Origin of the sequence: Marinobacterium arenosum (assembly GCF_019795155.1) — a bacterium.
Lineage (GTDB): Bacteria > Pseudomonadota > Gammaproteobacteria > Pseudomonadales > Balneatricaceae > Marinobacterium_C > Marinobacterium_C arenosum.
In genome coordinates this window covers 1-17893 of the sequence record NZ_JAILYN010000041.1, presented here as the reverse complement: position 1 = coordinate 17893, position 17893 = coordinate 1, and the positions used below count along the sequence as shown (strand labels likewise).

16 protein-coding genes are annotated in these 17893 nt (G+C 60.1%); 10 read left to right on the top strand and 6 right to left on the bottom strand.

Annotated elements, in window-relative coordinates; all coding sequences use genetic code 11:
* Positions 1-173: 173 nt before the first annotated feature.
* The 7 genes from K6T12_RS16410 (at position 174) to puuR (ending at position 7463) form a co-directional block, all read left to right on the top strand.
* Positions 174-956 carry a gamma-glutamyl-gamma-aminobutyrate hydrolase family protein gene (locus K6T12_RS16410; RefSeq protein WP_222223952.1) on the top strand — a complete coding sequence of 261 codons (783 nt, stop codon included), beginning with the start codon at positions 174-176 and terminating at the stop codon, positions 954-956.
* Positions 957-1060: 104 nt separating this feature from the next.
* Positions 1061-2425 (top strand): aspartate aminotransferase family protein, encoded by a 1365-nt coding sequence (locus K6T12_RS16405; protein ID WP_315853622.1) that lies wholly within the window; start codon positions 1061-1063, stop codon positions 2423-2425.
* Between the two features lie 161 nt (positions 2426-2586).
* Positions 2587-3702 carry an extracellular solute-binding protein gene (locus K6T12_RS16400; protein ID WP_222223950.1) on the top strand — a complete coding sequence of 372 codons (1116 nt, stop codon included), beginning with the start codon at positions 2587-2589 and terminating at the stop codon, positions 3700-3702.
* 123 nt (positions 3703-3825) lie between these two features.
* Positions 3826-4971 (top strand): ABC transporter ATP-binding protein, encoded by a 1146-nt coding sequence (locus tag K6T12_RS16395; RefSeq protein ID WP_222223949.1) that lies wholly within the window; start codon positions 3826-3828, stop codon positions 4969-4971.
* The gene (locus K6T12_RS16390; protein ID WP_222223948.1) at positions 4968-5873 is read left to right on the top strand and encodes an ABC transporter permease subunit; all 906 of its coding nucleotides are present in this window, start codon (positions 4968-4970) and stop codon (positions 5871-5873) included. Before K6T12_RS16395 ends, K6T12_RS16390 begins: the two co-directional genes overlap by 4 nt.
* The gene (locus K6T12_RS16385; RefSeq protein ID WP_222223947.1) at positions 5873-6721 is read left to right on the top strand and encodes an ABC transporter permease subunit; all 849 of its coding nucleotides are present in this window, start codon (positions 5873-5875) and stop codon (positions 6719-6721) included. Before K6T12_RS16390 ends, K6T12_RS16385 begins: the two co-directional genes overlap by 1 nt.
* 199 nt (positions 6722-6920) lie before the next feature.
* Positions 6921-7463, top strand: a complete 543-nt coding sequence (puuR, locus tag K6T12_RS16380) for an HTH-type transcriptional regulator PuuR (RefSeq protein WP_222223946.1) — start codon at positions 6921-6923, stop codon at positions 7461-7463.
* Positions 7464-7524: 61 nt separating this feature from the next.
* On the opposite strand, the gene csiR is transcribed toward puuR, so the two are convergent.
* Positions 7525-8235 (bottom strand): DNA-binding transcriptional regulator CsiR, encoded by a 711-nt coding sequence (gene csiR / locus K6T12_RS16375; protein WP_222223945.1) that lies wholly within the window; start codon positions 8233-8235, stop codon positions 7525-7527.
* A 183-nt stretch (positions 8236-8418) separates the two neighbouring features.
* On the opposite strand from csiR, the gene glaH reads away from it, so the two are divergent.
* Positions 8419-9375, top strand: a complete 957-nt coding sequence (glaH, locus tag K6T12_RS16370; RefSeq protein WP_222223944.1) for a glutarate dioxygenase GlaH — start codon at positions 8419-8421, stop codon at positions 9373-9375.
* A gap of 75 nt (positions 9376-9450) precedes the next feature.
* On the top strand, positions 9451-10659 hold the full coding sequence (gene lhgO / locus K6T12_RS16365; RefSeq protein WP_222223943.1) for an L-2-hydroxyglutarate oxidase: 1209 nt from the start codon (positions 9451-9453) through the stop codon (positions 10657-10659).
* Positions 10660-11447: 788 nt separating this feature from the next.
* On the opposite strand, the gene K6T12_RS16360 is transcribed toward lhgO, so the two are convergent.
* The 3 genes from K6T12_RS16360 to speB all read right to left on the bottom strand — a co-directional run bounded on the left by K6T12_RS16360 (position 11448) and on the right by speB (position 15584).
* Positions 11448-12359: a helix-turn-helix transcriptional regulator gene (locus K6T12_RS16360; RefSeq protein WP_222223942.1), complete on the bottom strand. Its 912-nt coding sequence runs from the start codon at positions 12357-12359 to the stop codon at positions 11448-11450.
* 332 nt (positions 12360-12691) lie between these two features.
* Positions 12692-14131 (bottom strand): APC family permease, encoded by a 1440-nt coding sequence (locus K6T12_RS16355; RefSeq protein WP_222223941.1) that lies wholly within the window; start codon positions 14129-14131, stop codon positions 12692-12694.
* 505 nt (positions 14132-14636) lie between these two features.
* On the bottom strand, positions 14637-15584 hold the full coding sequence (speB, locus tag K6T12_RS16350) for an agmatinase (RefSeq protein ID WP_222223940.1): 948 nt from the start codon (positions 15582-15584) through the stop codon (positions 14637-14639).
* A 269-nt stretch (positions 15585-15853) separates the two neighbouring features.
* On the opposite strand from speB, the gene K6T12_RS16345 reads away from it, so the two are divergent.
* The gene (locus K6T12_RS16345) at positions 15854-16795 is read left to right on the top strand and encodes a LysR family transcriptional regulator (protein ID WP_315853621.1); all 942 of its coding nucleotides are present in this window, start codon (positions 15854-15856) and stop codon (positions 16793-16795) included.
* Positions 16796-16857: 62 nt separating this feature from the next.
* On the opposite strand, the gene K6T12_RS16340 is transcribed toward K6T12_RS16345, so the two are convergent.
* Both K6T12_RS16340 and K6T12_RS16335 read right to left on the bottom strand, forming a co-directional pair.
* Positions 16858-17496: a hypothetical protein gene (locus tag K6T12_RS16340; RefSeq protein WP_222223939.1), complete on the bottom strand. Its 639-nt coding sequence runs from the start codon at positions 17494-17496 to the stop codon at positions 16858-16860.
* A gap of 192 nt (positions 17497-17688) precedes the next feature.
* Positions 17689-17893 (bottom strand): transposase (locus K6T12_RS16335; protein WP_255611821.1); only part of this gene is annotated, 205 nt, incomplete at its 5' end.

Below are 17893 nucleotides of genomic sequence, written 5' to 3'. Positions count from 1 at the left end.
TTGGTCAACCCTGTTTTGATCATAAAAATGATCTCTATTCGAATTTTTAGCCAAAAAAAGACCCTTTATTCGCCTTTTGATCGGTTGTTTTGATCAAAAAAATGATTGTAATGATTATTTTGATCGGCTAGCTTTGTTTTCGTTGAGTACGAAATGATCCTTTGGTGAGACCGATGAATCTGTGTGGTGTTGAAAAAAGAGATCGTCCGCTGGTGGGTGTCCCGGCCTGTACCGACCAGGTCGGCATCCATCGATTTCATTTGGTGGGCGAAAAGTATTTGCGGGCGGCCCGCGACGGCGCCGGCGTTGCGCCGCTGGTGATGCCGGCCCTCGGCGAGGAGATGGCGGCGCTGTTGCCGTCCTTGGACGGGCTGCTGCTGACCGGCAGCTACTCCAATGTTGAGCCGCACCGTTACGGTGCCGAACCGGAATTGGCCGACAGTAAGGCCGATCCACAGCGGGATGAGACGACGCTGGCGCTGATCCGTCGGGCGGTCGAGCTGCAGATCCCGGTGCTGGGTATCTGCCGCGGCTTTCAGGAGATCAATGTTGCACTGGGCGGCACCCTGCACCAGCAACTGGCCGAGGTGGCGGGGATGATCGAGCACCGGGAGGACAAGGACGCCACGCTGGAGCAGCAGTACGCCGTCGCCCACGAGCTGATGCTGGAGCCGGACGGCCTGCTGGCGCGGCTGATGAACGCTGAGCTGAAGCAGCAGGTTAACTCGCTGCATATGCAGGGCGTTGACCGATTGGCGGAGGCGCTACGGGTCGAGGGGCGGGCGCCGGACGGACTGATCGAAGCGTTCTCGCTGGCGGATGAGTCGAGCTTTCTGCTGGCGGCCCAGTGGCATCCGGAGTGGCAGTTGCAGCGGCATCCGTTTTACCAGGCGATCTTCAGCGCCTTTGGCGAGGCCTGCCGGCAGCGCGCCCGGCAGCGCGCATCGAACACTTGATAGCAAAAGCCGGTGGCGAGCGAGCGCCTGCCGGTATTGAGAAACAGTCAGGCGCTGCCGTGACGGGTAGCGCCACAGAACAACGGGGTTGAATGACCATGAATATGAAAACCAGCGTAGGACTGACCAAGCAGCTGCAGGGCCTGGACGGCGAGCACTTTCTGCATCCGTTCACCGATTTCGGCGCATTGCGCAAGAAGGGCAGCCGCATCATTACCCGCGCCGATGGGGTCTACATCTGGGATTCCGAAGGCAACCAGATCCTGGACGGCATGTCCGGCCTCTGGTGCTGCAACCTGGGCTATGGCCGCCAGGAGATTGTCGATGCGGTCGCCAAGCAGATGCAGGAGCTGCCGTACTACAACAGCTTCTTCCAGTGCACCCACCCGCCGGCGATCGAGCTGGCCCGCCGGCTGGCCGACATTGCGCCGGAGCACATGAACAACGTGTTCTTCACCGGTTCCGGCTCGGAAGCCAACGATACCGTGGTGCGCATGGTGCACCGCTACTGGGATCTGAAAGGTCAGCCCGACAAGAAGGTGATAATCGGCCGGCGCAACGGTTATCACGGCAGCACCATCGCCGGCGCCAGCCTCGGCGGTATGGGATTCATGCACAAACAGTTCATCCCGCTGCCCTATGTCGAACATATCCAGCAGCCGTACTGGTACGCCGAAGGCGGCGAGCTGAGCCCGGAGGAGTTCGGTCTGCAGGCGGCGCGTGAGCTGGAAACCAAGATCAACGAACTGGGCGTCGACAAGGTCGCGGCCTTCATTGCCGAGCCGATCCAGGGGGCTGGCGGCGTCATCGTACCGCCGGCCACCTACTGGCCGGAGATCAAGCGGATCTGCGACGAATACGGCATTTTGCTGGTGGTCGACGAGGTGATCTTCGGCTTTGGCCGCACCGGCAAGATGTTCGGCTCGCAGTACTACGACCTGAAACCGGACTTGATGCCGTTCGCCAAAGGGGTGACCAACGGTTACCAGCCGCTTGGCGGGGTGATGGTCGGCGACCGGGTTGCCGCGGTGCTGAAAGAGGACAGCGAAGACTTCGCCCACGGCTACACCTATTCCGGCCATCCGGTCACCTGCGCGGCGGCACTGGCGACGCTGGATATCCTGGAGCGTGAGCAGCTGGTGGCCAAGGTGGCGGACCAGACCGGCCCGTATCTGCAGCAGCGCTGGAGCGAACTGGCGGAGCATCCGCTGGTCGGCGAGACCCGTGGTGTCGGCTGTGTCGGCGCGCTGGAGCTGGTCAAGAACAAGCAGAGCCGTGCACGCTTCGACGGCAGTTCGGCCGGCGATATTTGCCGCGATATGTCGATCAAGGCCGGTCTGGTGATGCGCGCTGTGGGCAACACCATGATCATTGCGCCGCCGCTGGTACTGACCGACGACGGTGTCGATGAACTGGTCGACAAAGCCCGCAAGGCGCTGGATCTGACCGCCAAGGAGCTGGGCGTTTAAGCCCGGCAAGCGAACGTCCTCTCAGCAAATGCCGGCGGCCGGCAGTCACTGCCGGTCGCCAATTAGACGTCACTTGGTGGCGAATCAAAAGGAGCAGAGCCGCCACCAAGCGATATCGAGCAACCTCAGATGAAAATAAGTTTAATAAGTGAGGCTTTATCATGACGAAACTGCTTAACAATCGACTCGGTCAGTGGGCGATCGGGACCGCGCTGGCATCCGCGATGGCGGTCAGCCAGGCTCAGGCCGAGGAGGTGGTAAAGGTTTATAACTGGTCGGACTACATTGCCCCGGAAGTGATCGAGCAGTTCGAGCAAGAAACCGGTATCGATGTGATCTACGATGTGTTCGACAGCAACGAGGTGCTGGAGGCCAAGCTGCTGTCGGGCAACTCCGGCTTTGATGTGGTGGTGCCGACCTCGTTCTTCCTGGGGCGGCAGGTGAAGGCGGGGGTCTTCGCCGAGTTGGATAAGGGCAAGCTGGGCAATTACAGCAACCTCGATCCGATGCTGCTGGCCGAACTGAACAACGTCGATCCGGGTAACGCCCATGCGGTACCGTACCTGTGGGGCACCACCGGTATCGGCTACAACGTCGACAAGGTGAAGGCCGCGCTGGGCCAGGACGCGCCGGTCGACAGCTGGGAGCTGGTGTTCAAGGAGGAGAATATCGCCAAGCTCGCCTCCTGCGGGGTGGCGATGCTGGATACCCCGTCCGAGATCATGCCCGCCGCATTACGTTACCTGAAGAAAAATCCCAACAGCAGCCAGAAGGCCGACTACAAGAACGATGTCGCCCAGCTGCTGAAATCGATCCGCCCCCACATCACCTACTTCCACTCCTCGCAATACATCAACGACCTGGCCAACGGCGATATCTGCGTGGCGGTCGGTTTCTCCGGCGACGTGATCCAGGCCGCTGCCCGTGCCCAGGAAGCCGCTAACGGCGTGCATGTCGCCTACAGCATCCCGAAAGAGGGCGCGGCGATGTGGTTCGATATGCTGGCGATCCCGGCCGATGCGACCAACAAGGACAACGCCCATAAGTTCATCGACTTCGTATTGCGGCCGGAGGTGATCGCCAAGATCACCAACTTCGTCGCCTACGCCAACCCGAACGAAGCCTCGCTGGGTCTGGTCGATAAGGCGATCCGCGACGATGTCGGTATCTTCCCGTCCAATGAGACCAAGGCCAAGCTGTTCACCTACGAGGTGCTGCCGCAGAAGATCACCCGTGTTCAGACCCGCGTCTGGACCGACGTGAAATCCGGCCGCTAAGGCCGACCCTGCCCGGCTAACAACGTTATCCGGGCCCGGCGTCTGCCGGGGCGATAGCTCCGTATCCAGCTCCGGCAGGCGCCTTGCAAACCCGATCTAAAAATAAAATCCAGGGGTATTGTTATGGGTGTCCACGGGGTAACCACCGCGGTGCTTGATTTCGAAGCCGAGTTGAAGGCTGCGGCCGGTAAAACGTTGATCTCCATCCAGAATGTCAGCAAGGCGTTTGGCGAGGCGGTCGCGGTACGCGATTTCTGTTTGAACATTGAAAAGGGCGAGATTTTCGCGCTGCTGGGCGGATCCGGCTGCGGTAAGTCGACCCTGCTGCGGATGTTGGCCGGCTTCGAGGAGCCGACCTCCGGCGCGATCCTGCTGGAGGGCGAGGATGTGTCAGGGATCACGCCTCACCGCCGACCGTTCAATATGATGTTCCAGTCCTATGCGCTGTTTCCCCATATGACGGTCGCCGGCAATATCGCCTTCGGCCTGAAGCAGGAGAGCTTGCCGAAGCGCGAGATCGAGCAACGGGTCGATGAGCTGCTGGCGCTGGTGCATATGGAGCCTTACCGCAACCGCAAGCCGCACCAGCTGTCCGGCGGCCAGCGCCAGCGGGTGGCGCTGGCGCGCAGCCTGGCCAAGCGACCGCAGTTGCTGCTGCTCGACGAGCCGATGGGTGCGCTGGATAAGAAGTTGCGCAGCCAGATGCAGCTGGAGGTGGTCGATATCCTCAAGCAGGTGGGGGTGACCTGCGTGATGGTGACCCACGACCAGGAGGAGGCGATGACCATGGCCGACCGCATCGGCATCATGAACCAGGGTGAGCTGGTACAGGTCGGCACGCCGCACGATATCTACGAATACCCCAACAGCCGCTACACCGCCGAATTCGTCGGCTCGGTCAATTTGTTCGAGGGTCGGGTCGAGCAGGAGGAACCGGATGCGGTACTGATCCGCTCGCCGCAGCTGCAGCAGCTGATCCATGTCGATCACGGTATCACCGGGCCGGGTCATCAGCAGGTGGCGGTGGCGCTGCGACCGGAGAAAGTCCTGCTCAGCAAGGTCCGGCCGGAAAAGGCATACAACTGGGCCGCCGGCACCATCGCCGATATCGCCTACATGGGCGGTCACTCGGTTTACCACGTGCAGCTCGACAGCGGCATGCGGGTACTGGCGGTACGCTCCAATATCGAACGCCGCGAGGTGCGTTACCGGCTCCATGACCCGGTATTCATTCAGTGGAACGCGGATAGCGGGGTGGTGCTGGAATGAAAATGCTGGCGATAACCCAAAGACTGCCTCAGCCCCGCAACTGGGTGACGGCGATCCCGTTCTTCTGGTTGCTGCTGTTCTTCATGGTGCCGTTCGCCATCGTGTTGCAGATCAGCTTTGCCGAATCGGAGATCGCCATTCCGCCGTACTCCAGTATCGTCAGCATCGAGGACGAGATGCTGTCGTTCAACCTGAACCTCGGCAATTTCCTGATGCTGCTGGAGGATGACCTCTACCTGGTCGCTTACCTCAGTTCGCTGAAGATCGCTTTGGTCTCCACCCTGATCTGTCTGCTGATCGGCTATCCGATGGCCTACGCGATCGCCCGCGCCGAGCCCAGGGTACGCAACGTATTGCTGATGCTGGTGGTGTTGCCGTCCTGGACCTCGTTCCTGATCCGGGTGTACGCCTGGATCGGTATCCTGAAGAACAACGGCCTGCTCAACAATCTGCTGATCTGGTTGGGCGTCACCGATGAGCCGATCCATATGCTGCACAGCGACATCGCGGTCTATGTCGGCATCGTCTACGCCTACCTGCCGTTCATGATCCTGCCGCTGTACGCCAACCTGCTGAAGCTGGACAACTCCTTGCTGGAGGCGGCGGCCGACCTGGGCGCCGGATCGCTGCGCACCTTCTTCTCGGTGACCCTGCCGCAGACCAAGGCCGGCATCATCGCCGGCGCGATGCTGGTGTTCATTCCGGTGGTGGGCGAGTTCGTCATTCCGGAGCTGCTCGGCAGCCCGAGCACCCTGATGATCGGCAAAGTGCTCTGGCAGGAGTTTTTCAATAACCGGGACTGGCCGGTGGCGGCGGCGGTGGCGATCGTGATGCTCAGCCTGCTGTTGATACCGATTACGCTGTTCAACCGCTATCAGCTTAAAGAGATGGAGGCACGCTAATGGCTAAACGGTTCAGTTTCTCTACCGCCGTCATGGTCTTGGGCTTGGTGTTCCTCTACCTGCCGATGCTGATCATGGTGATCTACTCGTTCAACGAATCCCGGCTGGTGACGGTGTGGGGCGGTTTCTCGACCAAGTGGTACCTGGAGCTGCTGAGGGATGAGCAGTTGCTGGCCGCGATCTGGATGAGTCTGCGCATCGCCTTCATGTCGGCCACCATGGCGGTGGTGCTCGGTACCCTGGCGGCATTCGTGATGGTGCGCTTCGGCCGCTTCCGTGGCCACACCCTGTTCGGCGGCATGATCACCGCGCCGCTGGTGATGCCCGAGGTGATCACCGGCCTGTCGCTGCTGTTGCTGTTCGTGTCGATGGGACAGATGATCGGTTTCCCGACCGACCGCGGCATGACCACCGTGTGGATCGCCCATACCACCTTCTGTACCGCCTACGTGGCGGTGGTGGTCAATGCCCGGCTGCGCGAGATGGATATCTCCATCGAAGAGGCGGCGATGGACCTGGGGGCGCCGCCGGTCAAGGTGTTCTTCGTGATCATCCTGCCGATCATCCTGCCGGCACTGCTGTCCGGCTGGCTGCTGGCGTTCACGCTGTCGCTGGATGACCTGGTGATCGCCAGCTTCGTCTCCGGCCCCGGCTCGACAACCCTGCCGATGGTGGTGTTCTCCAGCGTGCGTCTCGGCGTCAGTCCGAAGATCAATGCGCTGGCGACGCTGATCATTCTGACGGTGAGCCTGTTCGTGTTCATCGCCTGGTGGTTCGCCCGCCGGGTGGAACAGCGCGCCCAGCAACAGCTGGATCCCCCGGAGCAGCCGGCGGGCGCCAGCGGTTGAGCGGCAGGGGCCGGGCTGTAATCGGAAAAGAAAAGTCACCGCCCGCCGCCAGTCGGCGACCGGCAGCGGGCCACCCGTGCAATCATCGTTGACCGCGCTGAAGTTTCAGCGTGTAATCGCTCCCGCCCAGCGGCACATGCTAAGATGCCGCGCATAAGGTCATGACGCATGATCAATATATTGCGAGAGGAATTGCAACGTGGAAGTCGGTGACAGGCTTAAAAAGATCCGCCAGATTTACGGTCTATCCCAGCGGGAGCTCGCCAAGCGCGTCGGCTTGACCAACAGTACGATCTCGATGATCGAACAGAACCGGGTCAGCCCGTCGGTCAGCTCACTGAAGAAAATACTCAGCGGTATCCCGATGTCGGTGACCGAGTTCTTTACCGTCGATATCGAAGCCAAGGAGAAGGTGGTTTATCGTCCCGACGAGCTGATCGATGTGGGCGGCGAGGGGATCGAACTGAAGCTGGTCGGCAGCGCCGAAGAGCAGCGCAACCTGGCATTCCTGATCGAAACCTATGAGCCGGGTGCCGATACAGGCACCGAGATGATGTCCCATGAGGGCGAGGAAGCCGGCACCGTGATCGAAGGATCGGTCGAGGTGACCATCGGTGGCGAGGTGTACAACCTGGTGGCAGGTGACAGCTACTGTTTCTCCACCCGGATTCCGCACCGTTTCCGTAACAAATCCAAGAAAGTGTGCCGTATCGTCAGCGCGCACACCCCGCCGACCTTCTGAACTGCGGCGGCCATGCGGCATTCCCGCCCGCATGGCCAGCCTCTGTAGCGCCAATAATTGATCAGCCTTCAAGCAGGCTGGGCAGCGTTTCCTTCAATGCCTTGCTGGGGCTCAGCAAGTGCTGGCGAATCAGCGCTGTCGCCCGGGCGGTATCCCGCTTCAGCAGGGCATCGATCAGCTCGTCGTGCTCTTTCTGGTTGGCGTCGAACATGGTGCCGTCCACCATGTTGTGTTTCAGCCACAGGTTGCGATAGCGTGACGCCTTCTCGTACAGCGAACGCCGCACATGCAGCAGCGTGGGCGAGTTGCAGCCCTGGGCGATGGCACTGTGAAACGCCTGGTGGCGAACCTCCCACTCCTGCAGCTCATCCGCTTGCTTGTCGATCAGGTCGCCGGACTTCTTCAGCCGGTGCGCGGCGGCCAGGATATTGGCTTCCCACTCGTCATCCCCTTTCTCAATCGCCTGGCTGATGCAGAGCGCTTCGATGTGGGCGCGGGTTTCATAGATATCCAGCATCTCCTCCATGGAGATCGGATGCACGGTAAAGCCACGCTGGTTCTCGACGATCACCAGCTGCTCGACCAGCAGCTGTGACAAGGCTTCGCGCAACGGGCTGACGCCGACCTGGTAGCGCTCCTTCAGGCGATTCATGCGCAGCTTTTCACCGGGGCTGAAGTAGCCGCTCAGTATGTCTTGCTTCAGAGATCCCAGTACCTGGGATGCGAAGTTGTCACCGGATTCCGTGGCCGGCTGTTGGGCGGAATCAGCCATATAAGCCTCTGATTTCGTTAGTAGCGTCGTTCATTCTACGGCAAGGCGACAAAAATATTAACAAACTACATCTTTGAATAACGTTGACGAAAAATAAAAATGTCGACATTATTTGTTTTCATCGTTGTTTGTAGTCGGTAACAATAAGTCGATAAAAATAAACAGAACCGTGGAGGACACACCATGACCGCACTTCTGCGTCAGCCCGAACAACAGCAGCCCGAACAACAATGCGAACCGCAAGGATTCAACGTGGCGCCGTTTGCCGCCAACAAACGTCTGCAGGTGGTTACCCTCAGCCGGCCGGTCATCGAAGCTTTCGCCGCCGCCACCGAGCAGTGGCCGCTGCAGGCGATCGAGTACAAGCCGTTTCTGCGCTTTGCCGTGGCCGACGCGCTGGACAAGGCCTGCGACTACACATTGGGCCGGCAGTTGCTGGCGATCATGAAAGACCGTGCGCGCGGCGCCTTTCTGCTGCAGTTCGAAGGGGAAGCGGAGGGTGATGTCGCCGAGTTCAACGTCAAGCTGTCCACCGCGGTCTCGCACCTGGTCGGTCTGCCCAATTTCGATGCGATGTACGGCAAGTACTACGCCCGTTTCACGGTGCGCAACGAGGACAGCAGCGACAGCTACCTGCGCAAGGCCCATCGCCGCATGGAGCTGCACAACGACGGCACCTACGTGAATGAGCGCACCGACTTCGTGCTGATGATGAAGATGGCGGAAGAGAACATGGAGGGTGGCGACTCGCTGCTGCTGCACCTGGATGACTGGCAGCAGCTCGACCGTTTCTACCACCACCCGCTGGCCAAGCAGAACATCCGCTGGGCGTCGCCGCCGAGCAAGAAGGTCGACTACAAAATCGAGCACCCGGTGTTCTTCGAGGAGGACGCCAACGGCAAGCCGCACATGCTCTTTATCGACCAGTTCGCCGAGCCGGCCAACATGGCGCAGGGGCTCTATCTGCATGCGATGAGCGAGTCGCTGGAGAGCGAGCCCAACTGCTTCAACGTGCGGGTACCGGTGGGCTCGATGCTGGTGGTGCAGAACCACTGCTGGCTGCACGGCCGCGACAAGTTCGTCGCCCATCAGGGGCTGAGCCGCGAGCTGCTGCGCCAGCGCGGCCACTTTACCCGCTGAGCCGCGTTATTCGTCCGGCGGAAGCCCCGGCCCGGTGCTTCCGCGTATGTTATCGTTAGAGGAATTCACCCACCCATGATTTACGACTACCTGATCATCGGCGGTGGCATCGTCGGTATGTCGACTGCCTGGCAGCTGCAACAGCGTTTTCCCGACCGCAAGATCCTGCTGCTGGAGAAGGAAGCGCAGTTCGCCAGCCACCAGACCGGCCGTAACAGCGGCGTGATCCATGCCGGGGTCTACTATGCGCCGGGCAGCCTGAAGGCACAGTTCTGCCGCGCCGGCGTCAAGGCGACCATCGACTTCTGTCGCGACAATGCGATCCCGTTCGATCAGTGCGGCAAGCTGCTGGTGGCCACCAACCCGACCGAGTACCAGCGGATGCAGGCGCTCTACGAGCGCTGCCAGCAGAACGAGATCGAGGTGGAGTGGCTCGACGAGGCGGCGCTAAAGGCGCGGGAGCCGAACATCGCCGGTGTCGGGGCGATATTCGTCAAGGCGACCGGCATCGTCGATTACCAGCTGGTCACCCTGAAGATGGCCGAGCGCTTCGAGCAGCTCGGCGGCGAGGCGCGGCTAAACAGCGAAGTGGTCGGTTTGCGGGAAACCGATGAGATGGTGGTGGCGGAGGTAAACCGCGACGGCCGGCGCGAGCAGGTCCGCAGCCGCTTCCTGATCACCTGTTCCGGCTTGATGGCCGACCGCACCACCCGGATGCTGGGGATCGAAACCGATTTCCAGATCGTGCCGTTTCGCGGTGAATACTACCGCCTGCCGGCCAAGCATAACCGGATCGTCAACCATCTGATCTATCCGATCCCCGACCCGGATCTGCCGTTTCTCGGCGTCCACCTGACCCGGATGATCGACGGCTCGGTCACCGTCGGGCCCAATGCGGTGCAGGGCTGGAAGCGGGAGGGCTATGGCCGGATCAACATCAGCCTGCGCGACTGCTGGCAGATGCTGACCTTCCGCGGCTTCTGGAAGGTATTGAAGCAACACTTCCGGACCGGCTTGATCGAGACCCGCAACTCCTGGTGGAAGCCTGGTTATCTGAAATCGGTGCAGAAATACTGCCCGCAATTGCAACTGGCCGACCTGCAGCCCTATCCGGCCGGGGTGCGCGCCCAGGCGGTGATGAAGGACGGCACCCTGGCGCATGATTTCCTGTTCGCCGAAAGCCCGCGCAGCCTGCACGTCTGCAACGCGCCTTCGCCGGCGGCCACCTCGGCGATCCCGATCGGCAACTACATCTGCGACAAGGTGGTGGAACAGGTCGGCTAACGGATTTTTAATCTTATGTAAGTATCAGCGGGAAACATCTAGCTCAGGTGAACAAACACCGCGTGGGCATAAAAACCGTGCCCACCTTGTAGGAGGGGATTTATCCGCGACCAATAGAGGTCCCGCCGGGGCTATGGATCGGTCGCCCGCAGAGCGGGCTGCTACGGCAGCGCCTTGGAGGACGCTACCGCCGCAGGTGGTTGAAAACGCCTGCCGGCGTTTGGCCGGCCAGGCCTACCCGGCCGGGTCCGGCCCTACATTGGCGTGGTGAAGAACCCGCAGGAACTCGAGCCACAACGGATGTAAAAGGCCGTAGAGGCCTGCCTCGGGAGATGCTATCTGCGGACCACGGAACCCTGTAGCAGCGGGCTCCGACCGCGACGGGGCTGGCCTCGTCGGGTGGATATCGTCCTCGGAGCGGGCTGCTACGGCAGCGCCTTGGAGGACGCTACCGCCGCAGGTGGTTGAAAACGCCTGCCGGCGTTTGGCCGGCCAGGCCTACCCGGCCAGGCCTACCCGGCCAGACCTACCCGGCCGGGTCCGGCCCTACCTTGGCGTGGTGAAGAACCCGCAGGAACTCGAGCCACACCGGATGTAAAAGGCCGTAGAGGCCGGCCTCGGGAGATGCTATCTGCGGACCACGGAACCCTGTAGCAGCGGGCTCCGACCGCGACGGGGCTGGCCTCGTCAGTCTTGTAGGATGGGCACGTTGTTTGTGCCCACGCGGCGCTTGGTCAGCTGAGGGGATGTTCCCCCGCAAATCCACTCTGAACCTTTAAATGAGTGGGTCAGCTACTGCGCCTGGCCGGTGCCAGGTAGTTTACCAGCGGGTCGGCCGGCGAATCGGCGGTGACGGTACGCAGCGAGTCGATGAACAGGTGGAACAGCTCGGACTGTGAGCTGATATCCAGCTTGGCGTAGATATTGGTGCGGTGGCGTTTGACGGTTTCCGGGCTGATCTCCAGCCGCTGCGCGACCGCTTTGATGGAGTTGCCTCGCAATATCAACTGCAGGATATCCATCTCCCGTAGTGTCAGCAGCGAGCCGCCGAAATTGCTCAGTGCCCGGTCGAGGTGAGATTCCAGCGAGTTCGCCCGGTCCTGCCCCCACCAGTTCAGCAGCAGCGCGCGGACCAGCGGAAACACCGTTGCCAACCGTGTTTTGTCCTGCGGTGCGAACCGCGGGTTGGCGTCGTGCCGGCTCAGCGAGACCTGGATATTGCCGCCATCACCGCTCTGGACGATTAGGCAGATCTCGTCGGCCAGGTTTACCTGCCGGTAATAGAGCCGGTAGAACTCGCTCTGCTCGAAGCCGCCCGGCGCCACCTCCCGAATGGCGTAAGGCCCCTCCAGCTGCTGTTCGAGTGCCATCAGGTAATAGGGATCGAGCAGGTAGGCGCCATGCACATAGCGGTCGATATGGACGGCCGGGCTCTGGCCGGCGGCCAGACGGCGGAACGGCCAGTAAGGCTGGCCGCCTTTCGGATAGACGATCAGCGTGCTGCCGCTGGCGTTGACCAGCTGTTCCAACGCATCCAGCAGCATCGGCAGTGATTGATCGCTGAGGCCGGCTTCGATCAGGCTGGCCAGGTTGCGGTGCCAATGCTGTGTCGCGGCGCCGTTGAAGTCGACCCCATTGACTACCGGGGGCGCGTTCGGAGCCTGTGCGAACAGAGTGCCGTAGCGATTGTTGGAGCCCATGGGTTCTCCCGCCGTTACCGAGTTTGCTGCCCTTGATATGCCCTGCGGTCCGTTTAGTCAGGCGTGGGTCAGGGCTCTGTCATTCTTTGAGTGATCGTTAATATGCAATAAATATCGAAATATTGGTAGTTTGATTGCTCAATTGAACAAAATAATGCTCATTGGCTTTTGGGGTGGGCGCAAAGGAGGGGTAACTGTGGGAATGTTCAACGGCCAGTTAGCGGGATACCGCAGAGGGCTGTCGGTCGGGCGGGATTGAGCTGATTCAGGAAGGGATCTGTTGAATGGAAAAGCCCCGGCAACGAGGTTGCCGGGGCTGATAGAGGAGAGGATCAGGCGCGCAGCGGATCAGCGGCCGGCTTGGCCTTGTTGGGGGACTCCTTTGCGCGGTTGTCTCCCTTCAGCTTTTCGCCGCGGTGGACCAGGTACTCGCCGATGATCAGGGTGATCAGCACCCCGCCACCCACCTGGGCCAGTACCATCAGGTCGAGCGGTTCGCCCGGTACCCAGAAGAACAGCAGGATCGCCAGCAACAGGATCGCGATGCACTGCACCGACAGCACCATGCCGACAGCGTTGCCGCCCGGAATGCGGAACGGACGCGGCTGTTGCGGATCGCTGAAGCGCAGTTTCATGAAGGCACAGTGCATGCCGATATAGGGCAGCAGGAAGACGATCGCGCTGAACGAGAACAGGGTCCAGAACAGTTCCTCGGCACTATGGGCCATCAGGCCGTACAGCACCATGATCGTCGAGCTGACCAGGCTGGTCATGATCGCCGCGCCGACCGGCGTCTGGTGCTTGCGATGGCTCCAGCCGAACACCGCCGGCATCTCGCGGGCATCGGCCGCTTCGGCGACCGCGCGGTTACCGCCGAGGGTCCAGGTCACCATGGTGGAGTACAGCGTAAACAGGGTCAGGCCGCCGATCACCAGCGCGAACAGGTTGCCCAGCTCGGTACCGCCGAACAGCTCCTTCAGGGTGGTGGCCAGGATGTCGATCATATCGATCTGTTCCGCCGGAACCGCCGCCAGTACGCCGGCGGTACCGAAGATGTACAGGGTGGCGGAGATCAGGCCGGCGGCGATCATCGCCCGCGGCACGTCACGCTTGGGGTTGCGGATCTCGTCGCTCTCGGCGCTGATCAGCTCCAGCCCCAGGCAGCCGTAGACGATCACCGGCAGGTAGGCCAGGCCGGCCTGCCAGTCGTTCAGCGCGCTGCTCAGGCTGATATCGTTGGCGAAGCCGTGCTCCAGGCCATAGCCGATACCGGCCCCGGCCAAGGTCAGGATTACCACGAACTTGATCGGCGTACCCAGGTTGGGGATCCACTTGCTGTATTCCAGCCGGATACAATTGGCCCAGGTGGTCAGCCAGCACATGGCGACACCGAGGCCGATCTGGCCCCAGAGACTCATCTCCGGCATGAACAGCGCGGCGAAGATACCGGAGAACATGATGAACACCGCCGGCATCCAGAGTGCGATATTGACCCAGTACAGCCAGGTGATCCGGGCTGCCCAGCGGGTGTTGAAGGCGTCGCGGACCCAGGCGTAGATACCGCCCTGTTCGGGGTAGGCGGTGCCCAGTTCGGCGGTAACCAGGGTATTGGGGATCAGGAACAGGCCGATCACCACCAGCCACCAGAAGATGGCGGCTTCGCCGACGGCGGCGGACATGGCGATCTGATCGACCAGCAGGATAGCGGACACGGTGTAGAGGGTGACATCGGCCGCAGTCAGGGCTTTCTTATGGCTATTTGGCGTGCTCATTAGAACCGTCTCTAGTTATTTTTATCGCATAGGCCGATAACGCCGGATGCCGGTCCCTCTGCGGCGGCGGGCCGCGGCCCGCCAATTCGATCCCTCATCTACCGGCGTTTATCTCAAGGACGGAAGCACTTGAACGTCACGGCCGGTATGGGCGCTATCGTAAGAATAGTGTCTGCGACGAGGGGCGGTGTCGGTATACCCTGTTCAGGGGTAGTGGCCTGAAATGCCCGCAGAAAGGGGTGGGGGCACGCTCCGCGTGGTCCGGCAATCCGGCGATTGCATGCAGCCGGAGGTAGCGCAAAGATTGAGTGGGAGGCGCGACCCGCGGCGATGGCAATCCGGCGACAATACCGCCAATCCGGGGACACCTTCATGATATCGCTATTTGAGCGGGTAGGTTGCGGGTGAGCTCCGCCAACCCCAACGGGATTTCGCCGGAACCCAAGATCTAACCGGGAGAGGCTCGCACTCCAACGACGGCCTCCCCACTGTTCACTCCAATCTGTTAACTGTTCTCTCCCGAAGCCAACACATAAAGGAACTCCAGTGCCAGGGTGGCGCCGGCCAGCGCGGTGATCTCGGCGTGGTCGTAGCTCGGCGCCACCTCCACCAAATCCATCCCCACCAGATCCATCCCCTTCAGGCCGCGAATCACCTTCAGGGCGCAGTCGGTGGTGATGCCGGCCGCCACCGGCGTGCCGGTGCCCGGCGCGCAGCTCGGGTCCAGCCCGTCGATGTCGAAGCTCAGGTAGGCGGTGCGATCGCCGACCCGGCTGCGGATCCGTTCCAGCACCGCCGCCGGACCATGGTCGTTAACCCAGGCCGCATCGAGCACCTCGAACGGGTGGTCGGCGCTGTTGAAGGAGGTGCGGATGCCGATCTGGATCGAGTGCTCGGTATCGACCAGCCCCTCCTTGACCGCATGGTAGAACACCGTGCCATGGTCGTACTTGGAGCCGCCGGAGTAGGTGTCGGTATGGGCGTCGAAATGGATCAGCGCCAGCGGACCGTATTTCTTGGCGTAGGCGCGCAGCAGCGGCAGGGTGACGAAGTGGTCGCCGCCAAAGCTGAGCAGCTTCTTGCCCGCTTCCAATACCCGCGCCGCATGGGCTTCGGCGTTGGTGACGAAGCTTTCCGGCTCGCCGTACTGGAAGAAGATATCGCCGCTATCCTCCACGTTCAGCCGATCTTCCAACGCGAAATCCCAGGGCCAGCGCACCCCCTCCCAGGCCAGGTTGGCTGACGCGGTGCGGATCGCCCGCGGCCCCAGCCGGGAGCCGGAGCGGCCGCTGCAGGCCAGGTCGAACGGGATACCGGCCACCACCACGTCGGCATCGCTCTGCTCGATAGCCTCGCAGCGGGGCACACCCAGGAAGGTGTCGGTGGCGCCGGCATAGATCGGCTGGTACTCCTCGTTGGCCTTGGCGTAGGCATCTTTGGCTTGGTCGGACATGATGATCTCCCGTTGTTTAGTGAAGAGCTCGGTGAAGAGTTCAGAGAAGATCTGACGATATTTCCTGACCATAAATTAAGGAAATGAATTAATATGATTAATAGATGCATGATATGAATAATTATTTCTGCAGTAGGAGAGTACCTATTTCATATGGGAGGTTGCATGTGGCAGGCGCGCCCCGCGTGGTCCGGCATTCCGGCGACTGATTGTTGCCTTCAGGCCAGTGGTGGCATTCCTGCTGTGATGCATCGAAGCAGGAGCCGGCAGTGACAGAACCAAAAGAAATCGAAGAAATTAAAAAATCCGGGCTGTTGCGCCGGTTCGACCTGAACCTGCTGCTGGTGTTCGAGGCGTTGATGACCGAGTGCCATGTCACCCGGGCGGCGGACAAGCTCTGTCTCAGCCAGCCGGCGGTCAGCCACGCCTTGAACCGGATGCGCGAAGAGCTGGGCGACCCGCTGCTGGTACGCACTGCCAAGGGGATGCAACCGACGCCGCGGGCGCAGGCGATGCTGCCGGCGGTGCAGCAGGCGTTGAAGCTGCTGGAAGCGACCCTGGCGCAGCCGGAGCCGTTCGACCCCTCCACCTCCCGGCGTAGGTTCGTGATCGCCACCACCGACTATTTCGAACTGGTTCACTACCCGGCGCTGCTGGCCAGGGTGAGGCAGACCGCGCCCAATATCAGTTTCGAGATCCAATGGATCACCGATGCGGTACTGCAAAATGGCCTGGAGAGCAGGGCGGTGGACCTGGTGGTCGGCCTGGAGTCGTTCCACAAAATCCCCAAGGGGTTGCAGCAACAGCCCTGGAAGCAGGAAAAGCTGGTCTGCCTGGTGGGAGAGCACAACGAGCAAGTCGGCGATCAGTTGAGCCTGCAGCAGTTCATCGGTCAACCCCATATCCAGTTCACCGATATGGCCGGCGGACGCCTCGGCGCGGTGGACCTCTGGCTGGCCGAGCGGCAACTGAGCCGCCAGACCATCTCCTGCAATCTCAACTACACCGCCGCCGCGCGGATCGTCTCCATGACCGATGCGATCATCACCCTGCCGCAGCAGATGGCCGAGTTGTTTATGCAGATGCTGCCGGTGCGGATGGTGCAACCGCCGGCAGGGCTGGACAGCGTCGAGATGACCCTGATCCAGCACCCGCTCTATGCGCAGGACCCGGCGGTTTGCTGGTTGAGGCGGGAGATCGGTGGGTTTTAACGCCTGTAACACTTGACCGGAAAGCGTAGCTTTTTGGGTCAAGTGCTTACAATTGTTAGAAATTAATTTCCACCCTCGCCATGAGAAACACCAATCAGCTTCCTTAGAGACACAACCAACTCTTGTTTTATCTCGGGCATTTTATCTGTTATAGCTAGCGCTCGATCTTGTTTATCAAATAACTTATCGATCTGCTCATTACTGAGAGTAACTTTTCCTAATTGGTAATCAGCACGTCGATAGTCATGAACTCCCCAAAACACGTCTTTTTGTATTTTTTTGAGCAACTCCACTACATGCTCTGGAAGGATAATTCTTTTTTCATCTAGGGACTTTGATAAGACCCGCCAGTTCTCAATAAAAGCTTCATAATACTCTTCTTTATTTTCGCCAGCATGCATGGCATTGCTCATCGTTCTTTCTACACCTAAAACAGAATTGTAGATTTCAATTATCGCTTCTGCCTGTTTCTCAAATATTCCACCATAGGATATTTGAAGCCTTATCCTTTCTTTTTCTAATTCTGATCGGTATTCACCCAATATCTTTTCGTTATCGAGTCGAATTTTTTCGTGGTAGATTGCCATATCCTTTTCAAGTCGATGGTTTACGATACTTTTGAATAGAAAAGCGAGAACGCCAACAACTAAAGCATTACCAGCTATCGAACCTAAAATTATTTCGAGCACATTATCTTCCATTGATTTCTAACGAGGCTGTCGGATTAGACCTTTCGGCATAAATTTCCCCATCCGACTTATCCTCTTCCTGTTCATTTAAGCCTGTTTGTTCACCGATGGTCGTTTTTCTTTCGACTATTCAAACAGATACTATTTGTTGTTACACCCCGGATTGGACCTAGTCTCAGCTCAAAACCGGCCTTCCGGCTTCACCTAATGCCGCACCTCGCCCTGCGTGGCGATCTTCTCGATATTGTGCACCAGGCAGTACATCAGCCACTGGGCGTTGACCTTGCCTTCACCTCTCAAGGTGAAGCGTTTCAGCCCCTTGTTGGTGTTGATATTACCGAACACCGGTTCCACCGTACCCAAACGCTCGCTGTACAGGTGACGCCCCATCGGGCTATCGATCTTCTCT

Coding starts and splice junctions, on each gene's coding strand:
- K6T12_RS16410 (WP_222223952.1), top strand. CDS start 174: ATGAATCTGTGTGGTGTTGAAAAAAGAGATCGTCCGCTGGTGGGTGTC.
- K6T12_RS16405 (WP_315853622.1), top strand. CDS start 1,061: ATGAAAACCAGCGTAGGACTGACCAAGCAGCTGCAGGGCCTGGACGGC.
- K6T12_RS16400 (WP_222223950.1), top strand. CDS start 2,587: ATGACGAAACTGCTTAACAATCGACTCGGTCAGTGGGCGATCGGGACC.
- K6T12_RS16395 (WP_222223949.1), top strand. CDS start 3,826: ATGGGTGTCCACGGGGTAACCACCGCGGTGCTTGATTTCGAAGCCGAG.
- K6T12_RS16390 (WP_222223948.1), top strand. CDS start 4,968: ATGAAAATGCTGGCGATAACCCAAAGACTGCCTCAGCCCCGCAACTGG.
- K6T12_RS16385 (WP_222223947.1), top strand. CDS start 5,873: ATGGCTAAACGGTTCAGTTTCTCTACCGCCGTCATGGTCTTGGGCTTG.
- csiR (WP_222223945.1), bottom strand. CDS start 8,235: ATGGCTGATTCCGCCCAACAGCCGGCCACGGAATCCGGTGACAACTTC.
- glaH (WP_222223944.1), top strand. CDS start 8,419: ATGACCGCACTTCTGCGTCAGCCCGAACAACAGCAGCCCGAACAACAA.
- lhgO (WP_222223943.1), top strand. CDS start 9,451: ATGATTTACGACTACCTGATCATCGGCGGTGGCATCGTCGGTATGTCG.
- K6T12_RS16360 (WP_222223942.1), bottom strand. CDS start 12,359: ATGGGCTCCAACAATCGCTACGGCACTCTGTTCGCACAGGCTCCGAAC.
- K6T12_RS16355 (WP_222223941.1), bottom strand. CDS start 14,131: ATGAGCACGCCAAATAGCCATAAGAAAGCCCTGACTGCGGCCGATGTC.
- speB (WP_222223940.1), bottom strand. CDS start 15,584: ATGTCCGACCAAGCCAAAGATGCCTACGCCAAGGCCAACGAGGAGTAC.
- K6T12_RS16340 (WP_222223939.1), bottom strand. CDS start 17,496: ATGGAAGATAATGTGCTCGAAATAATTTTAGGTTCGATAGCTGGTAAT.